This is a genomic window from Pseudoalteromonas sp. MB47, from assembly GCF_011319765.1.
Classification (GTDB): domain Bacteria; phylum Pseudomonadota; class Gammaproteobacteria; order Enterobacterales; family Alteromonadaceae; genus Pseudoalteromonas; species Pseudoalteromonas simplex.
Genome location: NZ_VFBD01000026.1, coordinates 225251 through 246658 on the forward strand (window position 1 = coordinate 225251; position 21408 = coordinate 246658).

The 21408-nt window shown below is 42.3% G+C and carries 21 protein-coding genes; 8 read left to right on the forward strand and 13 right to left on the reverse strand.

Going from position 1 to position 21408, the window contains the following annotated elements; translation table 11 throughout:
• Nucleotides 1–16: 16 nt before the first annotated feature.
• Genes IMPJCBKJ_RS14905 through IMPJCBKJ_RS14930 form a run of 6 tightly spaced genes read right to left on the reverse strand, consistent with a single transcriptional unit; the run spans nt 17 to nt 6649 of the window.
• The gene (locus IMPJCBKJ_RS14905; protein WP_166340847.1) at nt 17–772 is read right to left on the reverse strand and encodes a gluconate 2-dehydrogenase subunit 3 family protein; all 756 of its coding nucleotides are present in this window, start codon (nt 770–772) and stop codon (nt 17–19) included.
• Nucleotides 773–774: 2 nt separating this feature from the next.
• Entirely contained in the window at nt 775–2454 is a 1680-nt protein-coding gene (locus tag IMPJCBKJ_RS14910; protein WP_166340848.1) for a GMC family oxidoreductase, read from the reverse strand.
• A 1-nt stretch (nt 2455) separates the two neighbouring features.
• On the reverse strand, nt 2456–3148 hold the full coding sequence (locus IMPJCBKJ_RS14915) for a DUF1080 domain-containing protein (protein ID WP_166340849.1): 693 nt from the start codon (nt 3146–3148) through the stop codon (nt 2456–2458).
• Nucleotides 3149–3174: 26 nt separating this feature from the next.
• Nucleotides 3175–4395 (reverse strand): MFS transporter, encoded by a 1221-nt coding sequence (locus IMPJCBKJ_RS14920; protein WP_166340850.1) that lies wholly within the window; start codon nt 4393–4395, stop codon nt 3175–3177.
• Nucleotides 4396–4429: 34 nt separating this feature from the next.
• Nucleotides 4430–5482: a sugar phosphate isomerase/epimerase gene (locus tag IMPJCBKJ_RS14925; RefSeq protein ID WP_166340851.1), complete on the reverse strand. Its 1053-nt coding sequence runs from the start codon at nt 5480–5482 to the stop codon at nt 4430–4432.
• A 6-nt stretch (nt 5483–5488) separates the two neighbouring features.
• Nucleotides 5489–6649 carry a Gfo/Idh/MocA family oxidoreductase gene (locus IMPJCBKJ_RS14930; RefSeq protein ID WP_166340852.1) on the reverse strand — a complete coding sequence of 387 codons (1161 nt, stop codon included), beginning with the start codon at nt 6647–6649 and terminating at the stop codon, nt 5489–5491.
• A 162-nt stretch (nt 6650–6811) separates the two neighbouring features.
• Between IMPJCBKJ_RS14930 and IMPJCBKJ_RS14935 the strand changes: the two genes are divergently transcribed.
• Complete coding sequence (locus IMPJCBKJ_RS14935) at nt 6812–7537, forward strand: AraC family transcriptional regulator (RefSeq protein ID WP_054552042.1); 726 nt, start codon at nt 6812–6814, stop codon at nt 7535–7537.
• Here the strand turns inward: IMPJCBKJ_RS14935 and IMPJCBKJ_RS14940 are convergent.
• The gene (locus IMPJCBKJ_RS14940; protein ID WP_166340853.1) at nt 7534–8394 is read right to left on the reverse strand and encodes a BadF/BadG/BcrA/BcrD ATPase family protein; all 861 of its coding nucleotides are present in this window, start codon (nt 8392–8394) and stop codon (nt 7534–7536) included. The two genes, IMPJCBKJ_RS14935 and IMPJCBKJ_RS14940, sit on opposite strands and share 4 nt — an antisense overlap.
• 2 nt (nt 8395–8396) lie before the next feature.
• The gene (locus IMPJCBKJ_RS14945) at nt 8397–9125 is read right to left on the reverse strand and encodes a copper homeostasis protein CutC (RefSeq protein ID WP_166340854.1); all 729 of its coding nucleotides are present in this window, start codon (nt 9123–9125) and stop codon (nt 8397–8399) included.
• A gap of 552 nt (nt 9126–9677) precedes the next feature.
• Here IMPJCBKJ_RS14945 and IMPJCBKJ_RS14950 point away from each other — a divergent pair.
• Together IMPJCBKJ_RS14950 and IMPJCBKJ_RS14955 are read left to right on the forward strand one after the other, a co-directional pair.
• Nucleotides 9678–12467, forward strand: a complete 2790-nt coding sequence (locus IMPJCBKJ_RS14950; protein ID WP_166340855.1) for a TonB-dependent receptor — start codon at nt 9678–9680, stop codon at nt 12465–12467.
• 73 nt (nt 12468–12540) lie between these two features.
• Nucleotides 12541–12957 carry a GNAT family N-acetyltransferase gene (locus tag IMPJCBKJ_RS14955; protein WP_166340856.1) on the forward strand — a complete coding sequence of 139 codons (417 nt, stop codon included), beginning with the start codon at nt 12541–12543 and terminating at the stop codon, nt 12955–12957.
• Between the two features lie 37 nt (nt 12958–12994).
• On the opposite strand, the gene minE is transcribed toward IMPJCBKJ_RS14955, so the two are convergent.
• From minE to minC, 3 genes are read right to left on the reverse strand one after another with little or no spacing between them, the layout of a single operon-like run.
• Nucleotides 12995–13258, reverse strand: coding sequence for a cell division topological specificity factor MinE (gene minE, locus IMPJCBKJ_RS14960; protein ID WP_054552047.1), 264 nt, complete (start codon nt 13256–13258; stop codon nt 12995–12997).
• 1 nt (nt 13259) lies between these two features.
• Nucleotides 13260–14069, reverse strand: a complete 810-nt coding sequence (gene minD / locus IMPJCBKJ_RS14965; protein WP_054552048.1) for a septum site-determining protein MinD — start codon at nt 14067–14069, stop codon at nt 13260–13262.
• 5 nt (nt 14070–14074) lie between these two features.
• Nucleotides 14075–14779, reverse strand: a complete 705-nt coding sequence (gene minC, locus IMPJCBKJ_RS14970; RefSeq protein ID WP_054552049.1) for a septum site-determining protein MinC — start codon at nt 14777–14779, stop codon at nt 14075–14077.
• Between the two features lie 156 nt (nt 14780–14935).
• On the opposite strand from minC, the gene IMPJCBKJ_RS14975 reads away from it, so the two are divergent.
• Together IMPJCBKJ_RS14975 and IMPJCBKJ_RS14980 are read left to right on the forward strand one after the other, a co-directional pair.
• Nucleotides 14936–15217, forward strand: a complete 282-nt coding sequence (locus tag IMPJCBKJ_RS14975) for a YcgL domain-containing protein (RefSeq protein ID WP_166340857.1) — start codon at nt 14936–14938, stop codon at nt 15215–15217.
• Nucleotides 15210–16235 carry a lytic murein transglycosylase gene (locus IMPJCBKJ_RS14980; RefSeq protein WP_166340858.1) on the forward strand — a complete coding sequence of 342 codons (1026 nt, stop codon included), beginning with the start codon at nt 15210–15212 and terminating at the stop codon, nt 16233–16235. Before IMPJCBKJ_RS14975 ends, IMPJCBKJ_RS14980 begins: the two co-directional genes overlap by 8 nt.
• Nucleotides 16236–16457: 222 nt before the next feature.
• On the opposite strand, the gene IMPJCBKJ_RS14985 is transcribed toward IMPJCBKJ_RS14980, so the two are convergent.
• Nucleotides 16458–16871, reverse strand: coding sequence for a hypothetical protein (locus tag IMPJCBKJ_RS14985; protein WP_166340859.1), 414 nt, complete (start codon nt 16869–16871; stop codon nt 16458–16460).
• 297 nt (nt 16872–17168) lie between these two features.
• Between IMPJCBKJ_RS14985 and IMPJCBKJ_RS14990 the strand changes: the two genes are divergently transcribed.
• The gene (locus tag IMPJCBKJ_RS14990; protein ID WP_206004281.1) at nt 17169–18152 is read left to right on the forward strand and encodes an IS110 family transposase; all 984 of its coding nucleotides are present in this window, start codon (nt 17169–17171) and stop codon (nt 18150–18152) included.
• A gap of 161 nt (nt 18153–18313) precedes the next feature.
• Here the strand turns inward: IMPJCBKJ_RS14990 and IMPJCBKJ_RS14995 are convergent, their stop codons facing one another.
• Nucleotides 18314–18871 (reverse strand): MarR family transcriptional regulator, encoded by a 558-nt coding sequence (locus IMPJCBKJ_RS14995; RefSeq protein WP_166340861.1) that lies wholly within the window; start codon nt 18869–18871, stop codon nt 18314–18316.
• A 250-nt stretch (nt 18872–19121) separates the two neighbouring features.
• Between IMPJCBKJ_RS14995 and adhP the strand changes: the two genes are divergently transcribed.
• Together adhP and IMPJCBKJ_RS15005 are read left to right on the forward strand one after the other, a co-directional pair.
• Nucleotides 19122–20132, forward strand: coding sequence for an alcohol dehydrogenase AdhP (adhP, locus tag IMPJCBKJ_RS15000; protein ID WP_166340862.1), 1011 nt, complete (start codon nt 19122–19124; stop codon nt 20130–20132).
• A gap of 384 nt (nt 20133–20516) precedes the next feature.
• Entirely contained in the window at nt 20517–21089 is a 573-nt protein-coding gene (locus tag IMPJCBKJ_RS15005) for a hypothetical protein (RefSeq protein WP_166340863.1), read from the forward strand.
• Nucleotides 21090–21408: the final 319 nt, after the last annotated feature.

The window sequence follows — 21408 nt, forward strand, 5'->3', positions numbered from 1 at the left end:
AACACAAGGGGGAAAGTTAATCGATATAGGCGTACTCGCTTAAACCAAGCTCAGCTAAAACCTGATCTAAATGGGCTTTTGCTTCATCAGAAGGGCCAGGGTAATCGCCTGCAATAGGCACATTACCAAGGTAACCTATGTCTTTACAGCCTTCAGGTGTACAGAAAAAGGCAGCAAGCACTAACTCTTTAAAGCGTAAAAAAGCTTTACCAATACGCTGAAATTGTAGAGGTGTTTGCTCGTTTAAAAACGCAATATCGTCTAAAATCGCGCGATGTTGCTTTTCGTTAAGTGCAACAAATTGCTTTTTAAAACGAAGCTGTGCTTCATCGTCAAGCCATGCTAATGAATTTAAAATTTTAATTCTATCGCGTTGCTGGCCTTCATACGGTGCGCTTACCCATTCATTAATAACAGCCGGTACTTGTAGCTCACTGGCTGAAGGAATAGCGCCTTCGCGCGGTACAATGTAATCAGCTAAAAGCGCTACTAACGTGAGTTCGTCTGCTGTTAAGGTCAGTGGCCAAGGTGATTCTGGTGGCATCACCAAATTAGGATCTTGACCATAGCCTTTAGCGGTTACAGGCTTGATATCTAAATCAGGCCAATGCTCTTTTGCCGAGACTGCAACGTCATCTTCTAGTGCTTTTGTGCAGCCAGCAGTTAAACCAATCGCTGAGCCCGCAGCTAATAGACCAAGCCATTTTAAAGACTCACGGCGGCTCATGTTAGAAACATAGTTATATGAGTCGTGTTCGTTACGATGATGCATAATTAAAGTACCCCGTTATCAATTTGTTGAGCAAGCCAAGTTGAATTACGCATTGCCAGTGTCATGATGGTGAGCGTACAGTTTTTATGAGGGTTAGAAGCAAATACCCCCGCATCCATTACAAATAGGTTATTACAATCCCATGTTTGACCCCATTGATTGGTGACTGAGTCTTTCTTTGAGCTGCCCATTCGTGTGGTGCCCACTTCGTGAATGATTTCGCCACCTTTTGAAATTGCTTTTTCAGCAGGCGGGAGTTCGCCAACAGTCGCACCCATGTTTTCGAGGATTTGCTTCGCGGTTTTTAAACCATGCTCTATTTGCTTTAATTCTCTGTCAGACCACTTAAAGTGGAACTTTGATACCGGAATACCCCATTTGTCTTTAACGTTTTCGTCAATTTCCATGTAGGTATCTTTGTTCGGTAACATCTCGCCACGCAGAGCAAAACCAACGTAAGAGCCATATGCATCACGAATTTGCTGTTTAAGAGCTGGGCCATAGCCTTGTTTATCACCTGACACACCCGAACCCGGCTGGCCAAAGCCACTGCCAATTTCAAAGTGATAACCACGTGGGAAATCTAATTCATTGTTAGCTTGTGCTTGATGACCCCACCAAGGAATAAATAAGTGATTAGCGGTATGTCCATCTTCGTTATAACGTGGGCGACCTTTAAGTGCCGGAATTTGCGCACCTAACCATGCACCCGTCGAATCCATTAAGTTTCGACCTACTTGGCCACTTGAGTTAGCAAGGCCTTTAGGGTGCTTTTTATTCTTTGAATTTAATAAAATACGCGCTGATTCACAGGCGCTAGCCGCTAAGATAACCACATCGGCATCAACAGTGTGTTCGGTTACTGAGTGTTTATCAACATAGGTGACGCCAGTGACTTTACCTTGCTCATCAACTTTGACTGATTTAACCATGGCATCGGTAATGACTTTTAAGTTACCAGTGGCTTTTGCCATTGGCAGTAATGATGTCGTAGTTTGAAAAGCTGCACCAATTGAGCAACCAGAGCCACATGGTGTTGCATAAAAACACGCCATGCGATCATCTTTAGGTCGAGTTAATACCGCGCGATGCATAGGCACTGCTTGAATGCCCATTTTCTTTGCCGAAGCGGCAATTAAAAGCTCAGGAACACGCGGCTTTGGTGGTGGCTGTAAAATACCCGGTGACGAATCTGGCATATCTTCATGGCCTGTATTGGTGCCACATACACCCACAAGTTCTTCAGTTTTATCGTACCAAGGTGCTAAATCAGCGTACTCAAATGGCCAGTCGGCACCGTGACCATCTCGGCTTTTGCCTTTAAAATCGTGCTCACTAAAGCGTAATGAATAGCGGCCCCAGTGGTTAGTTCGACCACCTAACATACGTGCGCGCCACCAATAAAAGTCGCTTCCTTTGGCGCTGGTGTATGGTTCATCAGGCACTTGCCAGCCGCCATCAACGGTTGCATCGTAAAAGCCAAAGTTTTTGTCTTTGTTACCAGCCCCCATAAGTGGAGCCTCACTGTTACGACGAAACATCGGGCTTTCTGTTTTCGGGTCATAATTACGTCCCGCTTCAAGTAATAATACTTTGTGGCCAAGTTTGGTTAGCGTATAAGCGGCCATTGCACCGCCAGCACCCGAGCCAACAACTAATACCTTATGTTTAAAATCAGACATCTTATAGCTCCTTGATTTTTATATTTTTAAACCACACTTTGTCACCATGGTCTTGAAGCCCGATATGACCTTGTTCAGCCGTTGCAAAGTCTTTCCAAGTTGCAAACTTACTGCCTTTAACAAGGGTGTTCCATGTTGTGCTGCCAATCACAATGCTGGTGGTGCTAATACCGTTTTGCCAAACTTGTAAGTGGTTGTCTTGCATTTTAATGCGTACATGGTTCCAGCTATTTGCTGGTTTGTGAGCCGCAACTGGGGCTGCAAATAAATCGTAAATTGACCCCGCTAAGTGCGAGTCAATTTCGGTATCTGGGTGTTCTTCGTTATCGATAATTTGAATTTCAGGCGCATGAGAGTAAATCATCTGTCCGGTTTCATCTGCTAATACAAAAATACCGCTATTGCCTTTGGTAGAGATTTTCCAATCGATCTGTAATTCAAAGTTTTGGTACTGCTTTTTAGTAAGCAGGTCGTCACCACCTTTGGTTAATGTCATAGCGCCATCTTCAACGACCCATGCAGGATTTAAAGATTCGCTTTTAAAATTACGCCATTGCGACATATCTTTGCCGTCAAACAACAACTGCCAGCCAGTTTGCTTTTCTTGTTGTGTAAGCTGATTGTCAGCCGCATTAGCGAGTGCACAGCTACTAACGGTGATCATTAAAGTCAGTGCTTTAAGAGATTTAAACATTGTGTGTTCCTCGACGATTTACTTGCTTAAGACGCACATTTTTCGGTGCGTTTGTTGTTATTAATTACCAAATGCAACCCAATGAATGCGACGATTAAAATAATTGGGAAGATCAGTAGGTTTTGTAATACAGCCTGTCCGGCTAAAATTTCAATTTGTTCAGCGCTTGCGCCACTTGCCTGTGCCGATGAGCGTGCCGTATCTATCCAGCTACCAATTACAGGGTTCCAGATGCTCATTGCAAACATGCCTGCACCGCCCATTAACGACATACCCAGCGCCCCTGACTTTGGAATGTATTCAGCAACGCAGCCAAGCATGGTCGGCCAAAAGTAGGTAACCCCAAGAGCAAATAATATGGCCGCTATATAAATCATGCTGCCCTCGGCTTGGCTCATCATGAAGATACCTAAGCTTGCACAAATGGCAGAGCCAAGTAATACACCGGTAGGGTTGAGCTTATGCACTATAGGGCCTGCAAAGAAGCGACCAACCGCCATTAGGCCAGTGATCAAGGCTAATACCACCATAGGAGAGGCACCCGATGAACCTAAAATACGCTCAATCCATTGTTGTGTGCCAAATTCAGTGGTTGCGGTAAACGTCATGCAGGCAATTAAAAAGATGTATAACGGCGTAAATAAGTGGCGAATATTGCTGCTGGTAGAGTGAGTGCGTGTATCAAAGCGTGGGAATTGTGCTTTGATCAGCATAGCGCCATAGATAACCGTAGGAACTAAAATTAACGCTACTTGCCATTGCCAGTTTAAACCCGCTCCCGACATAAAGTTCGACGCAAGTGCGCCAATCACAATGCCACCTGGGAACCAAACATGAAAACGGTTTAGCATAGTGGTGGTGTTTTTAGGGTACATTTCTGCAATCAGCGGGTTACAGCCAGCTTCAACAGCGCCGTTGGCAAAACCAATTAAAAAGGTAGAAACCAGTAAGCCCCAAAAACCATCAGCTGTTATGGTCAAAACAAGGCCAAGTAAATGACAGATAAAGGCTAACGCCACTAATTTCTTAGCGCCAATGGCATTATAAATAATACCGCCGACCATAGTCGCAACCGGAAAGCCTAAAAATGCCATGGCATTAACCCAACCTAATTCGGTGTCGGTTAAGCCAAACTCACTGCCAAGTTGACCCAAAATACCAGCACGAATGGCAAAGGTCATAGAGGTCACAATCAGTGCTATACAGCAAAGCCGAAAGACAATGCGGTTATAATTATTGTTGTCCATATTGTGTGTCCTGTGTGTTCTATTGTTGTCGGTTTTATAAACCTAAAATTCGATTATTACGCTCAGTGTTTGTTGCGCCACTGGCAAAATCGTCAAAGGCTTTGTCTGTTGGGTTTATTAAATGTGCTTTAATAAACTCAGCGCCTTCTCTTGCCCCATCTTCTGGGTGCTTTAAGCAACATTCCCATTCAAGTACAGCCCAACCATCAAAACCATATTGAGTTAACTTGCTGAAGATTTGCTTAAAATCTACTTGGCCATCACCTAAAGAACGAAAACGCCCTGGTCGGTCTTGCCAGTTTTGAAATCCACCATAAACACCTGAACGGCCATTTGCGATAAATTCGGCATCTTTGACATGAAACGCCTTAATGCGCGAATGATAAATATCGATAAACGCTAAATAGTCGAGCTGTTGCAATACAAAATGGCTCGGATCATAAAGAATATTAACGCGTGGGTGATTATTGGTTGCTGCTAAAAAGCGCTCAAATGTCACACCATCATGTAGGTCTTCACCCGGATGCAATTCATAACACACGTCCACGCCATGCTCGTCAAAGCAATCTAAAATAGGTAACCAACGCTTAGCAAGTTCACTAAAACCTTGTTCAACAAGTCCTTGTGGACGCTGTGGCCACGGGTAAAAGGTATGCCATAAAAAAGAACCCGAGAATGTCGCATGGGTTGTTAAGCCAAGGTTTTTACTTGCTTTAGCAGCCATCATCAGTTGCTCTGTTGCCCACTTTGTTCGCGCTGCAGGGTTACCTTTTACATGCTCTGCGGCAAAGTTTTCGAACATTTCATCGTAGGCAGGGTGCACAGCAATTAACTGGCCTTGCAAATGTGTTGATAACTCTGAAATTGTAAGTCCATACTCTGTGGCAATACCAGTGACTTCATCGCAGTAATGCTGGCTTTGAGCTGCTTTTTCTAAATCAAAAATAGTCGGGTTTGAGGTTGGCACTTGAATCGCTTTGTAACCTAAACCACTTACCCACTCACATAAACCACGAAAGCTATTGAAAGGGGCTTGATCTGAAATAAACTGCGCCAAAAATATTGCTGGCCCTTTGATTTTATTCATTCTTTTTTATCCAATCTGTAATTTGTGCCATTTAGTATCTTGCTTCGATGAAGCAACAACATGCTCAATAAACGCCATGCCACGCACAGCCTCATTGATGCCTGGTACATCAAATGCTGAATTTGTTGCGTTATCGCCTTGCTTAAATGCGTGGATCTGCGCTGCAAAATTGCGGTAAATATTGGCAAATGCTTCAAGGTAACCTTCTGGGTGGCCGGCAGGGGCGCGCAGGGCATTTTGCGTGTCAGGGTGTAATTCACCTACGCCCGCTCTAAGTAATGTTGCGGCTTGATTGTGGCCTCGTAGCCATAAGCTATTTGGCTCAAGTTGCGACCATTCAAGACTGGCTTTATCGCCATAAACACGCAGGCGTAAGTTGTTCTCATCGCCAATAGCAATTTGGCTTGCCAGTAAAACGCCTTTACAACCATTATTGAATCTAAGAAGCACAGTGCCATCATCATCAAGGGCTCGGCCTTCAACCACATGATTTAAATCGGCGCAAAGCTCGGTGATTTCGAGATCAGAAACATACTCGGCTAAGTTAGCTGCATGCACGCCAATGTCGCCCATACAACAACTAATGCCAGACTTACTGGTGTCTAAACGCCAGCTTGCTTGCTTTGAACCTTCGTCTTCGCTGTGCGCTAACCAGCCTTGAGTGTACTCAACAATGACTTTACGTATGCTGCCGAGCTCGCCTGCTTTTACGCGATGCTTGGCTTCTTTGACCATAGGGTAACCGGTGTAAGTGTGGGTTAAGCCATATAAAACCTGCTGTTTTGCAATAATGCTTTGTAATTGCTCTGCTTCTGCGAGAGTAAGCGTTGCAGGTTTATCTGAGAGCACATGAAAACCATGTTCAAGCGCCATTTTCGCGACCGGAAAATGTAAGTGGTTTGGCGTAACAATAGCCACAAAATCAATACGCTCATCAGCAGGTAATTTTGCTTCTTCGGTAAATAGCGTTTGGTAACTGTCGTAGCAGCGGCTGCTATCAAGCCCAAGTAATTCGCCAGTTGTTTTACATTTGTTTGCGTCTGAACTGAATGCGCCTGCAACAAGCTCAATCATTCCGTCTAATCGCGCTGCAATTCGATGAATAGCGCCAATGAAGGCACCATCGCCACCGCCTACCATTGCCATGCGGATCTTAGCTTTGCTCATCTTAAGCGCTCCTAATTTAAATAGCGTTTGCTACTGTTAATATCATGTTATTGATAATAGGAAAGCTTAACCAATAAGCGTTAATAAAAATTCGGTTGACAATGCAACAAAATCGGCGTTTAAAATATATAGGGCTGTTCTTTATTGAGACAAAATTAAGCGATGGATATTCAAGAAATAATAAAAAAAGCTGGCGTAAATCAGCTAATTGCTGCATTTGATTTACTGCCAGACATCCTCTTTTGGGTAAAAGACACAGATAGTAGAATCTTGCATTGTAATCAGCATTTTATTGAGCATCAGGGTTATAAAACACTGGAGCAAATATTGCTAAAAACAGACTTCGATTTTTCGCCAAAGCACCTCGCGTTTCAATACGTCAATGACGATAAACGAGTGATGGAAGGCTATATAGTGACTGACCGTTTAGAGCTTAACCAAACCCAACAAGGTGAGCTTGGTTGGTTTTCTACATCAAAGCATGCTTTAAAAGATCACGATGGCAATGTGATAGGCACTTATGGAGTGACCCGACATCTACAAAAAACCTCAAAAGCGCTTTCTCATGTAAGGGCAATTGAAGAGCCGGTAAAATTTATTCGCGAGCATTATCATCGTCAGATCAGCATTGATGAATTAGCAGAGCTTGCACACTTGTCGGTAAGTGCTTTAGAGCGCCGCTTTAAAAAGCACTTAGCGAAAACACCTAATCAATTTATTAACGAAGTGCGTCTTGAAAATGCCCGTAAGCTGCTAATTGAAACGCAACTGCCCATTTCACAAGTGGCCTACCAGTGCGGGTTTTCTGAGCCAAGTTACTTCAGCAAACAATTTCGGCGTTTGTTTGGTGAAATTCCCTCACAAATGCGCTCGCAATTAGGTGATTAAATTGCCTCTCTCGCCATTAAAATAGCCCCTTGCTCTGCACTGGCAAGGGCGGGGGTTAAATGCGCTTTACTGGCATCAGGTAAGTAAGGCGTGATGGCACTGGCAATGCCGCCCATCAAGCTGACTTTTTTAATACCTTGTTTTTCAAAGTAAGTGATATAGCGGGTAATGTATGCGTACGCTTCATTGATTAATTGCTGACAAAAAGCATCGTCAGAATGGCTAAAAACGAGTGGCGCAAATTTGGCAAGCTCTGCAGGGCGCGCTGATATTAAACGCTGACTTAACGCTTGGCTTGAGTCGCAGTTAAGCTGGGTGAGTAGGGTATTTATTGCTGCAGAACTTTGAGCAACACCATCAAGTACTGCAAATGCCTTACGGCAAAGTTGTAAACCTAACCAACCCCCACTGGCACCATCGCTCAGTAATAACCCGTAACCACCTAATTCGCTAAATTGGTTTTGCTGCTGGTAACCCGCACAAAAGCCCGTGCCCAGAATAATCACTGCGCCATCATGGTGTTGATGCGCGCCTTTACAGGCAATCAGCATATCTGTTGACAGGGTAAACTTGGCAAAAGGGTGCTGCCACTTGGTCATAGCTTGATAGGCAGAGTCGATATTAGCTCCGGCAAGCCCTGCATGCACATAGGTGTTTTTCAGCTCGCTTAAGGCAAGCCCAGCTTCATGAAATGCATGTTCAGTGGCGTGCAGTATTGACTCTTGGCTTTGTTGGCAGCTGGTGGCCACATTTGCTGAACCACTTATGGCTTCACTCAGCAATGAGCCGTTTTCGTTTTCTAAACGAACTTTACACTTACTGCCACCGCCATCAATACCTAAAAAATACGTTGCCATGTTTAATCCTTTGAAAGTAGCTTATTGATAGCCTCAGCATTAATTGCACCATTTTCGTTGTGAACGCATGAGTGTACATGCACAGCCGCTTTTGCTGAATGGTTTTTTATTAATTGCCAAAGTGTTGCCGCGTTTTCTAAAGTAACGCCACCACCCATAACAATTTCTATCTGATTAGCGCTGTGCACTAAGTATGTGTTGAGCTGATTTAGACCATCTACAGCACTTTGACCGCTTTGCCATGGCGTGCCTGCTGTTAAGATGCGGTCAACCTCTAAGCTAATCAGTTTCTCAAGTGCGCTTAACGGGTTTGTAAGGGTATCGAATGCACGGTGAAAGGTCACCATTAGGCCATGCTGTTTGGCTGTGGCAACTAAAGAGCGGGTCACTTTTAAATCAAGTTCGCCGTTTTTAACTGCACCAAATACCACGCCATGCGCTCCCGCGTTCGCTGCCATTGTTATTTGTTTTTGCATAACTTGGTGACACTCAGCACTAACGAAAAAGTTGCCTGCTTCGGGGCGTATCATCACCATTAACTCTGCACTATTAGTCAGGTTTTTAACAGCACAGTCAATCGCATTAACACTTGGTGTTAAGCCTCCTAGGTGTAAATTACTGCATAATTCAAAGCGTTTTGCGCCTAAGTTACTAGCCATTGAAATGTTGTTAACAAGCTGCTTTAAGCACCCTTCGTTGAGGCATACTTCAAGAAATTTACCATTGTTCATGGACGTGTTTTTACCATATCTATTACACCTACTCATTAGTTAATTAATTTAACGTAAACTTAAAATTGTAATGAAAAATAATTTGGTGTTTACTATCAATTAGTTACTATTTTAACTAAGTCTGTGTTGATGAGTGAACTAGCTTTGCAACGACAGGCCTAACTATAAAGCAGAAATTATAAAAATGAATATAAAATATTCCAAACGCCGATTTTGTCATATCTCTCACCGAATTTTTATTATCACTTTTTGACCGCTCACCCTATTCTGAGTTTGAGTTTAACAAGCTGTTAACTACCGATAATCAGTTTAAAAACCGACAACAATAAATCGTTTTTTGAGAGGTTATACCAATTCGCTTAATTAAATGGTCTATTTTGAGGCAAGAAAACCTTGTTGATAACAAGGCAAAAATTTCGTTATTTAGTTGTTCTAAATCAGAAATTTTTAACGCAGTTAGCGACAGGTTTAATCCCTCAAAATGACTAAGTATTATTGCGGGTTGGTATTAAAGGCTCTTAAACAAAACAGAACACACAACTGGAGATAGGCATGGGCAAGCAAACTGTAATAAAAACAAAAGGGCAGGGAAGGCATTTTAAGCGAAATGCAATTTTGATTTCGCTACTGGCGGCAATCAATACAAGTTACGCAGCAGAGCAAGTAAATGAAGATGTAGAAGTGATTGAAGTACGAGGTATTCGTTCTTCAACTGCAGAAAACTTAGCAATAAAACGGCTTTCAACAGCTACCGTTGATGCAATTACCGCAGAGGATATTGGTAAGTTTCCTGATAAAAATGTCGCTGATTCTTTGCAACGTGTATCGGGCGTTTTGATTGACCGCGACGGTGGCGAAGGTAGCCGCGTGAGTATTCGTGGTACGTCACCGGATTGGACTCTCACCCAATTAAACGGTAACTATATTGCTTCATCAGGTTCTGGTACTCCTACCCGTAGTTTTAATTACACGTTATTGCCTTCAAGCATGATCAAAAGTGTAGAAGTGTACAAAAGTGCAGAAGCACGCATCGATGAAGGCGGTATTGGTGGTACGGTTATTCTACACACCCGTAAACCGCTCGAGATGGAAGCAAATTCAGGGGCGTTAAGTGCCGAGGTGACTTACGATGATGTGTCTGAAGACACTAAGCCGCAAGTTAATGTGCTGTATTCATGGAAAAATGACGACGAAAACTTTGGTGTATTGGCCGGTTTTACTCGTCAAGATCGCACCGTAACAACCATCACTAACAACGCATCACACTGGCGTTTTCACTCAGATACCGTTGAAGGGGCAGAGCGCCCAGCTCTGGTAGACCAAGCCACTGGCGAAGTGTACAACAATGTATGGGCGCCTCGTGCGATGAGTGTTAATAACTCAAACCAAGACCGTACACGCGATGGGTATCAAGTGGCTGTGCAGTGGGCACCGAGTGACAGACTTGATTTAAACTTTAACTATTTTGGTGCCAAGTTAGGCTACGACCAAACAGGGCAAAGCATTACCTTTGCCGAGTGGAACGATAACCACAACCCGTATTACGGCATTGTGCTTGATGGCGATACTGTGGTTGCCTATGGTAATGGCGATAATGGTTTACTTAATGATAATAACTGGGGTGATGCCGATGTAAATGGTGGTGTGGCTGTTCGTCGTGGCTTATTGTCGCCGCAGTTAACAGGGCGTGAGCGTTTTGGCGAGTCAAAATCAAATACCTATGATTTTGAAGGCACTTATTATGGCGATACTTACAGCATTACAGTAAAACTTGGTCATACTGAAGCTGAAGGCGGTACCTCAAAAGAAACCTACGCCAATATTGATGCGCGTTTAGGCTCAGTAAATAGCTGGTTATGGTCAATTGAAAACGGTAAACCAAGCTACGAAGTGTCGACTGATTTAGCCACCGATAAAGAAGCATACCAGTATTATGATTGGTTTGACTCTTACTCATCTGAAAACGAAGACTCTGAAGATTACATTCAAACAGATGTGAAATTTGACCTTGATGGCAGTTTTTTCACCCGTGTATATGTAGGTGCTAAATACCGCGACCACGAAATTAAAGGTATTCGTAACGACTTTCGTTGGGATGACGGCATCGCTGACAACGGCGGTTACCGCGGTTACTTACCAGGGACTGAGTGGTTCCATAATCCAGATTTTCACCCAGATGCACCAACATTGGTAAGCGACCATGTAGTTGATAACAGCGCGGGTGATACAGGCGCATTTAACTTCTTAGCGTTCGATTTTGGAGCCCTTGATAACTACTTAAAAGAAAACTTTAGCCAGACTGTAGTGCCAACACTTTCGGGTACCTATACCCTAGAAGAGAAAATTTGGTCTGTTTACACACAAGCTGATTTTGAATGGCAAGATTTCCGCGGTAATGTCGGTGTGCGCTATGTAAATACAGAGCTAAGCACCTTGACCTACGATGATGTCATTGGTCAAGACGATGACGACACGGATCCAAACGAGCGCAGCAGCGATGGCAGTGAAGTACTACCAAGCTTTAACATTGCATGGGATGCAACCGAAGATCTTGTGGTGCGCTTTGCCGCAGCACGCACCATGGCAAGAGTGAGCTATTCAGACTTAAGCCAAGCAGAGTCTTACGGTCCTCCAGTTAATATTAACTCGCCAGATTCATGGACAGGCCGTGGTAATGGTACCTCGGTAAACACAGGCCTTGAACCTATGTTATCTGACCAATTCGATTTAGGTATTGAGTGGTATTACGGCGATGGTTCTGCACTAGGTGCCACGTTATTCTCTAAAGATATTTCTAACTTACCAATCTCGACAGTAGAAATTGTAGAGCGTGAACACGATTGCTGTAACGGCCCAATTGAGGTCGAAATGAACACCAAAGTAGGTGGTGGTGATGCAAAATCAGAAGGTTTAGAGCTGTTCTTCCAGCACTCATATGATAATGGATTTGGTATTTTAACTAACTATACCTACACAGATACCAGCACTAGCGAAGTCTCGACAGACGGGCAAAAAACAGAGGCAGAAATACCAGGCACCGCTAAGCACCAATATAATGTGTCTGTGTACTTTGAGAATGACGACTTTAGTGTTCGTGCGTCATATAACTGGAAAGATGACCGTGCCAACGGTATTCACCAAGGCTACAACTTGTATACCAAAGACTATGGTCAGCTAGATGTGAATGCATCGTATAACCTAACAGAGGATCTTTCGTTTACCGCCTCAGTGGTGAACCTAACTGAAGAAATAGAAGAAGGATACTGGAAACAAAGCAATCGCTTTACCTATAACCAATATTCGGGGCGCCGTTTTTACCTAGGCGCAAATTATAATTTCTAACCCAAGAGATGTTGTTTGTTGCAACCTAAAAAGGTACTTTTATTAAAGTACCTTTTTCTTTTTTAAGACAATAATGATTGAATTTGTAGCAGCTACAGAGCAAGACAAAGCCTATTTACTGGACTTAAGATTAAATACCATGGTTGAGCACTTAGAAAATCAGGGGTTATTTTTATCACTTGAGCAGCATCAAGCAAGAGTAGCAGAGCACTTTGAGCACAGTAATTTAGTGTTAAATGATGGGCAATGTGTAGGCGCAGCCAAATTCATTGTGATGGACCAAGCAATCAGTTTATTACAGCTTCAAATTGCACCTAAAGAGCAGGGCAAAGGGTTAGGCACTAAGGTGTTAGATGCACTCAAAGCACAAACAGCAGAGATTAATTTAACGGTGCTAAAAGCGAATCCAGCGTATGGGCTATATCAACGGGCAGGGTTTAAAACTCTAGGCGAAGACGACTATGAGTTTCATATGCAGTGGCAGAAATAAAAAAGGGCGCTGTTAAAAACTAAGCGCCCAATTTTGACTATTTCTTTTCTTCGTCAGGTAAGGTGACGTTTAGCTCAAGTACGGCTAAGTCATCTTCGTTTTGATCAAACTGCACCTGAACTGCATCAGTGTTTACATTCACGTATTTACGAATAACATCAAGGATGTCTTGTTTTAGCTGTGGTAAGTAATCTGGTGTACCACGCTGTGAACGTTCGTGCGCGACAATGATCTGCAATCGCTCTTTTGCTAATGACGCACTGCTTTTCTTTTCTGAGCGGAAGTAGTCAAGTAAAGACACATTAACCTCCAAAAATCCGTTTAAATAAGCCTTTTTTCTCTACGTCTAAGAAACGAAAATCAACAGTTTCGCCTAATAAACGATTGATTGCATCTGTGTATGCTTGGCCTGCATCCGATTCACCATCAAGGATAACCGGTTGACCAGAGTTCGATGCACTAAGTACAGCTTGTGATTCAGGAATAACGCCCAGTAGTTTAATCGCTAAGATTTCTTGTACGTCTTCTACTGAAAGCATTTCGCCTTTTTCAACACGCTCAGGATTATAGCGAGTTAATAGTAGATGTTCTTTTACGCTTTCAAGGCCTTCTTCAGCACGTTTTGATTTGCTGTGTAAAATGCCAAGAATACGGTCAGAGTCACGTACTGATGATACTTCTGGGTTCGTTGTTACAATCGCTTCATCAGCGAAGTACATTGCCATCATTGCACCAGCTTCGATACCCGCTGGAGAATCACACACAATGTAATCAAAATCTTTTTTCAGCTCGTTTAGTACGCGCTCAACACCGTCACGGGTTAGGGCGTCTTTATCACGGGTTTGTGAGGCAGGTAAAATATGTAGCTTATCTACGCGCTTATCTTTAATAAGTGCTTGATTTAGGTTAGCTTCGCCATTGATTACGTTTACGAAATCATAAACAACACGGCGTTCACAACCCATGATAAGGTCAAGATTACGTAGACCAATATCAAAGTCGATAATAACGGTTTTAAAGCCTTTAAGCGCTAAACCTGTGCCAATCGCAGCACTCGATGTGGTTTTACCAACACCACCTTTACCAGAAGTAACGACAATCACTTTTGCCATGAGATTTATCCTTTAACCAAAGCTGAAATTTCTAATGAATCATTTTTTTGTTGGATTTGTACTGCGCTGCCCCAGTGTTCACCTTGTAGAGAGTCGCTGATCCAATAACTACCATTAATCGAAACAAGTTCTGCTTCTAATTTTTGGCAAAATATATTTGCTTCGTTGTAACCTTTAGCCCCTGCAATTGCACGGCCGCGAAGGGTGCCATAAATGTGCACGTTGCCATCGCTAATCACTTCGGCGCCATGACTTACAGCACCAATTACGATTAGGTCGCGGTCTTTTGCATACACTTGCTGGCCCGAACGTACAGTGCCATGAATAACTTGCGCAGGCAGGTGAACGGTTTTTTCAACGATAGATGTATTTGTTTGTTGTTTAGCGGTTGCACCCTTAACGTCTTGTGAATAATTTAACACCGACAGGCCCGCAGCTTTTGCGCTTTCGTTTTGCTCTTGAGAGCCATTACAAACCCCAACTGGGTTTAACGAAAGACCGCTTAACATTGATTTTAAGAAAGAGAAATCAAGCGCTTCATCTTGTACGTCGCTTAAGTTGATTACGATAGGCGCACCGGCAAAGAACTTAGGTGCTTGGGCGATTTTCTCATCTAACTGCTTACTTAAAAGGGCTGTATCTGCTGAAAATAAATGTAAAACAGATAACGTAAAAAGGTTCCCTTTTAATTCAAAAATTTGTTCCGACATACACGCTCAATTGAATTGTCTGGATTAGCATTACTTAAGTATAAACACAGGCTGAACAAGGCATATACAGTAAAAATCTAATCTATTTTTTCTAACTTATTATATCACTCATGTTATAGTGTGCGCCTTCGTTAAGCAAGATATTATAGGGCCATAATGCTAACTGCGGTGTATAAAAGTATTAAAAAAGCGGATACATACCTTTTTGTAGAAAAAAGAGATGATTTCTCACGCGTACCTGAACCATTACTAGAAACGTTTGGTCAACCTAAGTACGTGATGATGATTAATCTATCAAGCCGCGAAAAGTTAGGTGTGGCAGACTTAGACGCGGTTAAGCAAGCGTTAATTGACCAAGGGTTCTACTTGCAATTACCTCCGCCGGAAGAAAATCTGTTAACCCAATTTAAAAAAGACAAGGGAGTTGAGAGTGATTAAAAAACTTGCCGTCATTTTACTCAGTGCTTCACTAAGTACTTCAGTATTGGCAGAACAAAAGACACAAGCTGATTTTGACGTTTACGTTGCAGCATTAAAAAAAGAAGCACTTGAAAAAGGCTATGATGAAGCCTTAGTTGACCAAGCACTTGCAACAGCTAAATTCAAAAAGAAAGTGATCTCAGCTGATAAAAATCAGCCTGAAGTAAAAGAAACCCTCGAAACTTATTTACCAAAACGTGTGCCGCAATGGAAAATTGACCGCGCGCGTAAGCTATACAAAGAAAATCAAGACGTTCTTGAAAAAGTCGCTAAAGAATACGGCGTTCAAGCACGCTTTATTGTTGCACTTTGGGGCCTTGAAAGTAACTTTGGTAAAATCCAAGGTGGGCACAGTGTCATTGCATCATTAGTTACACTTGCTTTTGATGGTCGCCGCGAAACCATGTATAAAAACCAACTTTGGGCAGCGCTTGATATCTTAAAAGAGGGTCACATTACCCTAGATAAGTTCAAAGGCTCATGGGCTGGTGCAATGGGGCAAACGCAGTTTATGCCAACTTCATTTAACGCTTACGCTGTTGATTACAACGGTGATGGCCGCAAAGACATTTGGACTACAGAAGAAGACGCCTTTGCTTCAATTGCTAACTACCTTAAGCAAGCAGGTTGGAACGATGATTTAACCTGGGGCCGCCAAGTTAAACTACCTGAAGGCTTTGATAACGCAAATATTCTTAAGCGTGGCACTAAAACGCGCAGCCAATGGTTAGAGTATTGGAAAGATTCAGAGCGCAGCCTTGCTGATTGGCAAGCAATAGGTGTTCGTAAAATGGATGGTAGCGACCTACCAAACGTTGATGTTACCGCCGCAATGGTAATGCCAGATGACGTAAACGGCCGTATGTATCTAGCCTACGATAACTATAAAGCACTTATGCACTGGAATCGCTCGTATTACTTTGCAACCAGTGTTGGTTACTTATCAGATCGCATCGGTTACCCAGCGATTAAGTAATTAGATACTAGAGCCTAGGTAACTAGGTACTAGGTACTAGGGGATTTGCATAAAGCGCGAGTTTATCTCGCGCTTTTTATGTTAAATATTACTACTGCAAAAGATCTCTAAGTGAATTACTCACAAAGAGGCCAAGAGACGCTGCGCTTAAGAGGAAAAATACAAATTTATTAAACTATACTTGCTAACTTTACTCCTGTAACTTTCCCTTCGATACAATTTTTAAACCTTTACCTTGAGTGCTTGTTGCAGTGCACCAGCGTCTTTACAGCCGAGGTATATGTTTTTTCCGTCAGCTAAAGTTATTTTAATCGCTTGTCCAACTGACGCATTGTATAACCAGCCATCATTTAGCATACGAATGCCAATTCCTTGATACCACTTTGTTTTGTAAGCTGAGGTTTCTACAATCTGAGATAATTCAACATCTTTGCTAATAATCCCAAACCCAAAATACCAACGTAGCTTTTGCTCATCTATTACGATTGTGAGCGAAAAGAACAGCAAAGTAACAAGCAGGTTTATCGATAATATAATTATTTTGAGGTCAGCCAGTTCAGGCGAGAAAATTATAAAGGCACTAATTACTAATAAAATAATAATTAACGAGTAATTTATTTCTGTCTCTTTATACATAGCTTAATATCCATTTAAGTCAGAACGTAAATAAACGCTTAATTATTAGTATAGCAAAGGCAAGAGTAGTTATGACTATCCATTCAAAACGCGCTAAAGCACGGCCTTGTATCTCTCAGTATTAAATGGTTAGCTACCAATTAATACATCAAGAAGTCAGTGAGTTTGAGCACGACCTTAGCAAATGTATGCTGTTTTGTAGATTAAACCCTGACTTCTTTCACTCAATAAACTGAATGGTATCCAAGCGCACTTTATAAGTTGACGCTGTATGTACAAGGGGAGTCTATCGAGATGATGCATTTTACAGGTATAGATGTTAGTAAAAACAAATTTGACGTTTGCTGGCTAAGAGATGCGACTACCAACAAGCGCAAAACGAAAGTATTTAAGAATAAACAAGCAGGTCATGAAGCGCTGGCTGAATGGCTACTCAACAATATCAAAGCAGCGCCAGAGAATATCGTTATAATACTTGAACCTACAGGGGTTTATCATGAATCACTGATGTATTTATTACACGATAAGGGGTTTAAGGTTTATTTGGTTAATACAGGCAATGCTAAGAAATATGCAGAGGCCATCAATTTAACGCATAAAACGGATAAATCCGATGCTTGTATGTTAGCCAGCTATGGTTACGCGCAGCAAAGTAACTTGCAACTCTGGTTACCAGAAGCCGTTGAAGTTCGGGAGCTCAAAGCTTTATTACGGCGCTTAGATGCGCTGGAATCAGATTATCAAAGAGAGTTAAACCGCTTAGACTCAAGTGAATTCAGCCTGTCTTCAGAGCGAGTTTTAGCGTCTTTAAAAGAGATGATTCGAGCGCTTAAATCGGAAATAGAAAAGCTTAAAAAAGATATTGATAACCATATTAACGGTCACCCAAAATTAAAGAATAATCGAAAGCTTTTAGAGAGTATTCCTGGGATAGGCTCCGTATTATCGCGAGAGCTGACTTACCTTTTTGCTGCCAAAACATTTAAAAATGCAAAGCAAGTCGGTGCTTACAGCGGGTTAATTCCAAAATTTCACGAATCAGGCAAACTTAAAGGACGCACGACTTTGAGTAAAACGGGACCATCCCGATTGCGAGCCAAACTTTATATGGCAGCCGTTGTTGCTGGACGATACAACAAGAGTGTTATGCAACAAAAAGAGACACTATTAAAGCGAGGCAAAACCATGATGCAGGTAATAGGTGCGAACATGCGAAAGCTAATGCAAATATGCTTTGGCGTTGTAAAAAATCAAACCGAATATCAGCCTCAAGTTACTTAAACTTCAACTTGAAGCTGGTTGTGAGAGATGGTATCTACAAGAGAGCGCGCGAAACAAGTTTCACGCCTACGGTGAGTCCCGTAGGAACGGCTTCAGCCGTGAACCTCAAACATTCGGCGTTGAAACGCCTCCTACAAACTTTCCCCTAGCAACTCGCTAACTTAATCCCCTTTCCCCGGTTTTTTCAAAATCTTATCTTTAAAATCAAGCACTTTACCAATGCCAGAGCCTAGTTTCATTAGGCTTTGAAGTTGTTCAGGGCTTAAGCGTTGTAGCTCTGCAGACCATTTGGTTACGGTTTCGAGCAGGTCGTGAATTTCTTGCATTTGTTGCTGAGCAAAGCGCTCATCATCAGTGTGGGCTTCTTCTAAAATGTTATCGCGAAGCAGGCTAAGGGTTGGGTCTATCTCGCGTTTTTTTCGCTCTTCGAATACGCGGTTGGCCATATCCCAAATGCTGCCAGCAGGGCCGTAGTATTCTTTACGGTCGCCCGGAATATGGTGCACTTTAATTAAGCGCCAAGACTGTAGCTCTTTAATGCCCATACTAACGTTTCCGCGCGAGATACTTAAGGTATCGGCAATTTCATTGGCGGTCATTGGCTCTTTAGTAATGGTTAATAATCCACACATTTGACCAATGGTGCGGTTAAAGCCCCAACGGCTACCCATTTCACCGCAGTGCATAACAAAAGCTAAGTTTTTTTCAGATAGGCTCATAATTTTTAGTATTCAAAAATTTCAGAAATTAAATGCTAGCACGCTCGGGGTATAACTAAAAGAAATAGCCACTATGCAATCTGCTACTACTAAAGTGTAGATGCGCCCAACTTTAAATTTAAGTTATTGAATTTAAAGTGTGGTTTATTTAAATGCCGCAGTGATTAGCTATTTGATGTGGATCAATAATAGTGACAGTTAATAAGTTTATCGTATAGGCTGAAATCCAATAATACCATGGAGGAAGGTTATGAAAGCTGCAGTAAATAAAGAGTACAAAGGTAAATTAACAATCGAAGGTATCCCATGCCCAGAGGTGGGAATTAACGATGTGCTAGTTAAAATTGCCGCATGTGGAGTGTGCCACACAGATTTACATGCTTGTCATGGAGATTGGCCAGTCAAACCAAAAATGCCATTAGTACCGGGCCATGAAGGGGTAGGTACTATCGAAAAAGTAGGCGCAAACATTAAGCACTTATCAGTAGGAGACCGTGTCGGTGTTCCTTGGTTATATAGCGCCTGTGGTCATTGTGAGTTTTGTTTAGAAGGTAAAGAAACCTTATGCCTTGAGCAGCACAACACTGGGTATTCAGTTGATGGAGGTTACGCTGAGTATTGTGTAGCCCATGGTGATTTCGTGGTTAAAATTCCTGAAGGATTAGGGTTTGCAGAAGCCGCACCACTATTTTGTGCGGGGGTTACAACCTATAAAGCGCTTAAAGTGACTGATGCCAAAGCGGGCGACTGGGTTGCAATTGTTGGTGTTGGAGGCCTTGGGCACTTAGCAGTGCAATACGCAAAAGCAATGGGTTTTAATGTGATTGCCGTTGATACCGGCGAGAGCAAGTTGGCACTAGCCAAAGAGCTTGGCGCAGACATCACCATAGATTTTATGAAGCAAGTGCCTTCAGAAACCATTTTTGAACAAGTAGGCGGGGCACATGGCGTTGTGTGTACGGCCGTATCAAAACCAGGTTTTGAGCAAGCTTATAAAAGCGTGCGCCGTGGCGGTAAATGCGTGCTTGTAGGTTTACCACCCGAAGATATGCCATTGCCAATTTTCGACACCGTATTAAATGGTGTGTCTGTTGTAGGCTCAATCGTTGGTACGCGTAAAGACTTACAAGAATGCCTCGACTTTGCAGCCAAAGGTAAAGTTAAAGCCATTATTGAAGAAAAACGCCTAGAAGATATCAACGATATTTTTGACGACATGTTAAAAGGCGATATCACAGGCCGAATCGTGATGACGCTTTAAGCTGAGTCAGTTAACGCTGTCAGGTTTGGTTGAGTGATTCAATCGAAGCTGGCAGTTGTTATATTTGTAAAAGTAGGGAAATGTAACTCGTTATTGCCCCAAAACGTGTTAAGGTGAATTACTCAAAAGAGCGAACTTCGGCCTTTCACAATTGCTTTTCTATTTCGTCAAAGTCTATTGCTCGCATAGTCAAGAAAACGACCCAATCGCTCGTTTTTATCCTGAGGTAAAAGCGAGAACTTCTAAATTTTAATAACACTGGCAATTAGTTAGCAAGTTTGTTAAAAATAATCTAATAAGAAAAACGAGCTACGTTGTGGTAGAAAAACGCGCGATTAGCTCGCTATAAACATGTTAGGTATTGCGTTTAACTTCGGAGTTCGAATGAAAACATATATAAGCGCACTTTGCTGCATTGGCTTAATTGGGTGTGCAAGCACTGAAAATAACATTACTTTTTCAGGTCAACCAAACAAATATCAGGAACCTAAAGATGGTCCGGTAGCGTATTTAAGTCTTGAAACCACCAAGAAAACAGATGGTTTCGGATTCCAACCACATCCTCATACCGCAATTATCTATGAACGTTGCCAGCAAAAAGATAGCGGTAAAACTACATTTGGTTACGTTGGGGATTTACAAATTTCAACGGCTTTACCATTGGGCAATCCAGCGACAATTAAAGTTAAGGCAGATAATCCCATTTTTTTAGCTTTTGGTTTAATTCATCCAGTAAATGGATATAAGTGTATGTCTAAGCACCTGTTTACACCCGAAAATGGAAAAACCTACACATTTACAAACTCAACTAGTTGGTCTGCTTGCCCAACCGAGGCAGGAGTCATATCACAGGATGGTATTACACCAATAAACAACATGGAGATTCTAGATAACGCTGCGGTTTCTGAATTATTAGAAAAAGGCATCAATATAAACCGGGAACCATGCAATACCTAACAAACCAAGTCAGCGGGACACTAACACGTAGGCTTCCGTCACTTCGTTCCGTATTATAGCCTACGTGTTATTGCCCCTGCTTGGGGCGTTATGTAACTAGAGAATATGAAAGCTCCGAGTAAAACCACAGAATTAAGAGAACTCATAAAAGATGCTCGTTGGGGCATCTGGCTTTTTGTTGGACTTAATCTCCTTGTTTTAATCTTCTTTTTACTCGATGGTATTTACAACGAACTTGTATTTGTGCTGCTCTTTATTCAAATTCTACTGTTCGTTGTGTGGTTTTTACCTGTATTTTGCTATCAAGTGTTTTACAAAA

What these genes read in the sequence shown, in the direction of transcription:
- IMPJCBKJ_RS14905 (WP_166340847.1), bottom strand. Translation starts at nt 772, where the DNA reads ATGCATCATCGTAACGAACACGACTCATATAACTATGTTTCTAACATG.
- IMPJCBKJ_RS14910 (WP_166340848.1), bottom strand. Translation starts at nt 2,454, where the DNA reads ATGTCTGATTTTAAACATAAGGTATTAGTTGTTGGCTCGGGTGCTGGC.
- IMPJCBKJ_RS14915 (WP_166340849.1), bottom strand. Translation starts at nt 3,148, where the DNA reads ATGTTTAAATCTCTTAAAGCACTGACTTTAATGATCACCGTTAGTAGC.
- IMPJCBKJ_RS14920 (WP_166340850.1), bottom strand. Translation starts at nt 4,395, where the DNA reads ATGGACAACAATAATTATAACCGCATTGTCTTTCGGCTTTGCTGTATA.
- IMPJCBKJ_RS14925 (WP_166340851.1), bottom strand. Translation starts at nt 5,482, where the DNA reads ATGAATAAAATCAAAGGGCCAGCAATATTTTTGGCGCAGTTTATTTCA.
- IMPJCBKJ_RS14930 (WP_166340852.1), bottom strand. Translation starts at nt 6,649, where the DNA reads ATGAGCAAAGCTAAGATCCGCATGGCAATGGTAGGCGGTGGCGATGGT.
- IMPJCBKJ_RS14935 (WP_054552042.1), top strand. Translation starts at nt 6,812, where the DNA reads ATGGATATTCAAGAAATAATAAAAAAAGCTGGCGTAAATCAGCTAATT.
- IMPJCBKJ_RS14940 (WP_166340853.1), bottom strand. Translation starts at nt 8,394, where the DNA reads ATGGCAACGTATTTTTTAGGTATTGATGGCGGTGGCAGTAAGTGTAAA.
- IMPJCBKJ_RS14945 (WP_166340854.1), bottom strand. Translation starts at nt 9,125, where the DNA reads ATGAACAATGGTAAATTTCTTGAAGTATGCCTCAACGAAGGGTGCTTA.
- IMPJCBKJ_RS14950 (WP_166340855.1), top strand. Translation starts at nt 9,678, where the DNA reads ATGGGCAAGCAAACTGTAATAAAAACAAAAGGGCAGGGAAGGCATTTT.
- IMPJCBKJ_RS14955 (WP_166340856.1), top strand. Translation starts at nt 12,541, where the DNA reads ATGATTGAATTTGTAGCAGCTACAGAGCAAGACAAAGCCTATTTACTG.
- minD (WP_054552048.1), bottom strand. Translation starts at nt 14,069, where the DNA reads ATGGCAAAAGTGATTGTCGTTACTTCTGGTAAAGGTGGTGTTGGTAAA.
- minC (WP_054552049.1), bottom strand. Translation starts at nt 14,779, where the DNA reads ATGTCGGAACAAATTTTTGAATTAAAAGGGAACCTTTTTACGTTATCT.
- IMPJCBKJ_RS14975 (WP_166340857.1), top strand. Translation starts at nt 14,936, where the DNA reads ATGCTAACTGCGGTGTATAAAAGTATTAAAAAAGCGGATACATACCTT.
- IMPJCBKJ_RS14985 (WP_166340859.1), bottom strand. Translation starts at nt 16,871, where the DNA reads ATGTATAAAGAGACAGAAATAAATTACTCGTTAATTATTATTTTATTA.
- IMPJCBKJ_RS14990 (WP_206004281.1), top strand. Translation starts at nt 17,169, where the DNA reads ATGCATTTTACAGGTATAGATGTTAGTAAAAACAAATTTGACGTTTGC.
- IMPJCBKJ_RS14995 (WP_166340861.1), bottom strand. Translation starts at nt 18,871, where the DNA reads ATGAGCCTATCTGAAAAAAACTTAGCTTTTGTTATGCACTGCGGTGAA.
- adhP (WP_166340862.1), top strand. Translation starts at nt 19,122, where the DNA reads ATGAAAGCTGCAGTAAATAAAGAGTACAAAGGTAAATTAACAATCGAA.
- IMPJCBKJ_RS15005 (WP_166340863.1), top strand. Translation starts at nt 20,517, where the DNA reads ATGAAAACATATATAAGCGCACTTTGCTGCATTGGCTTAATTGGGTGT.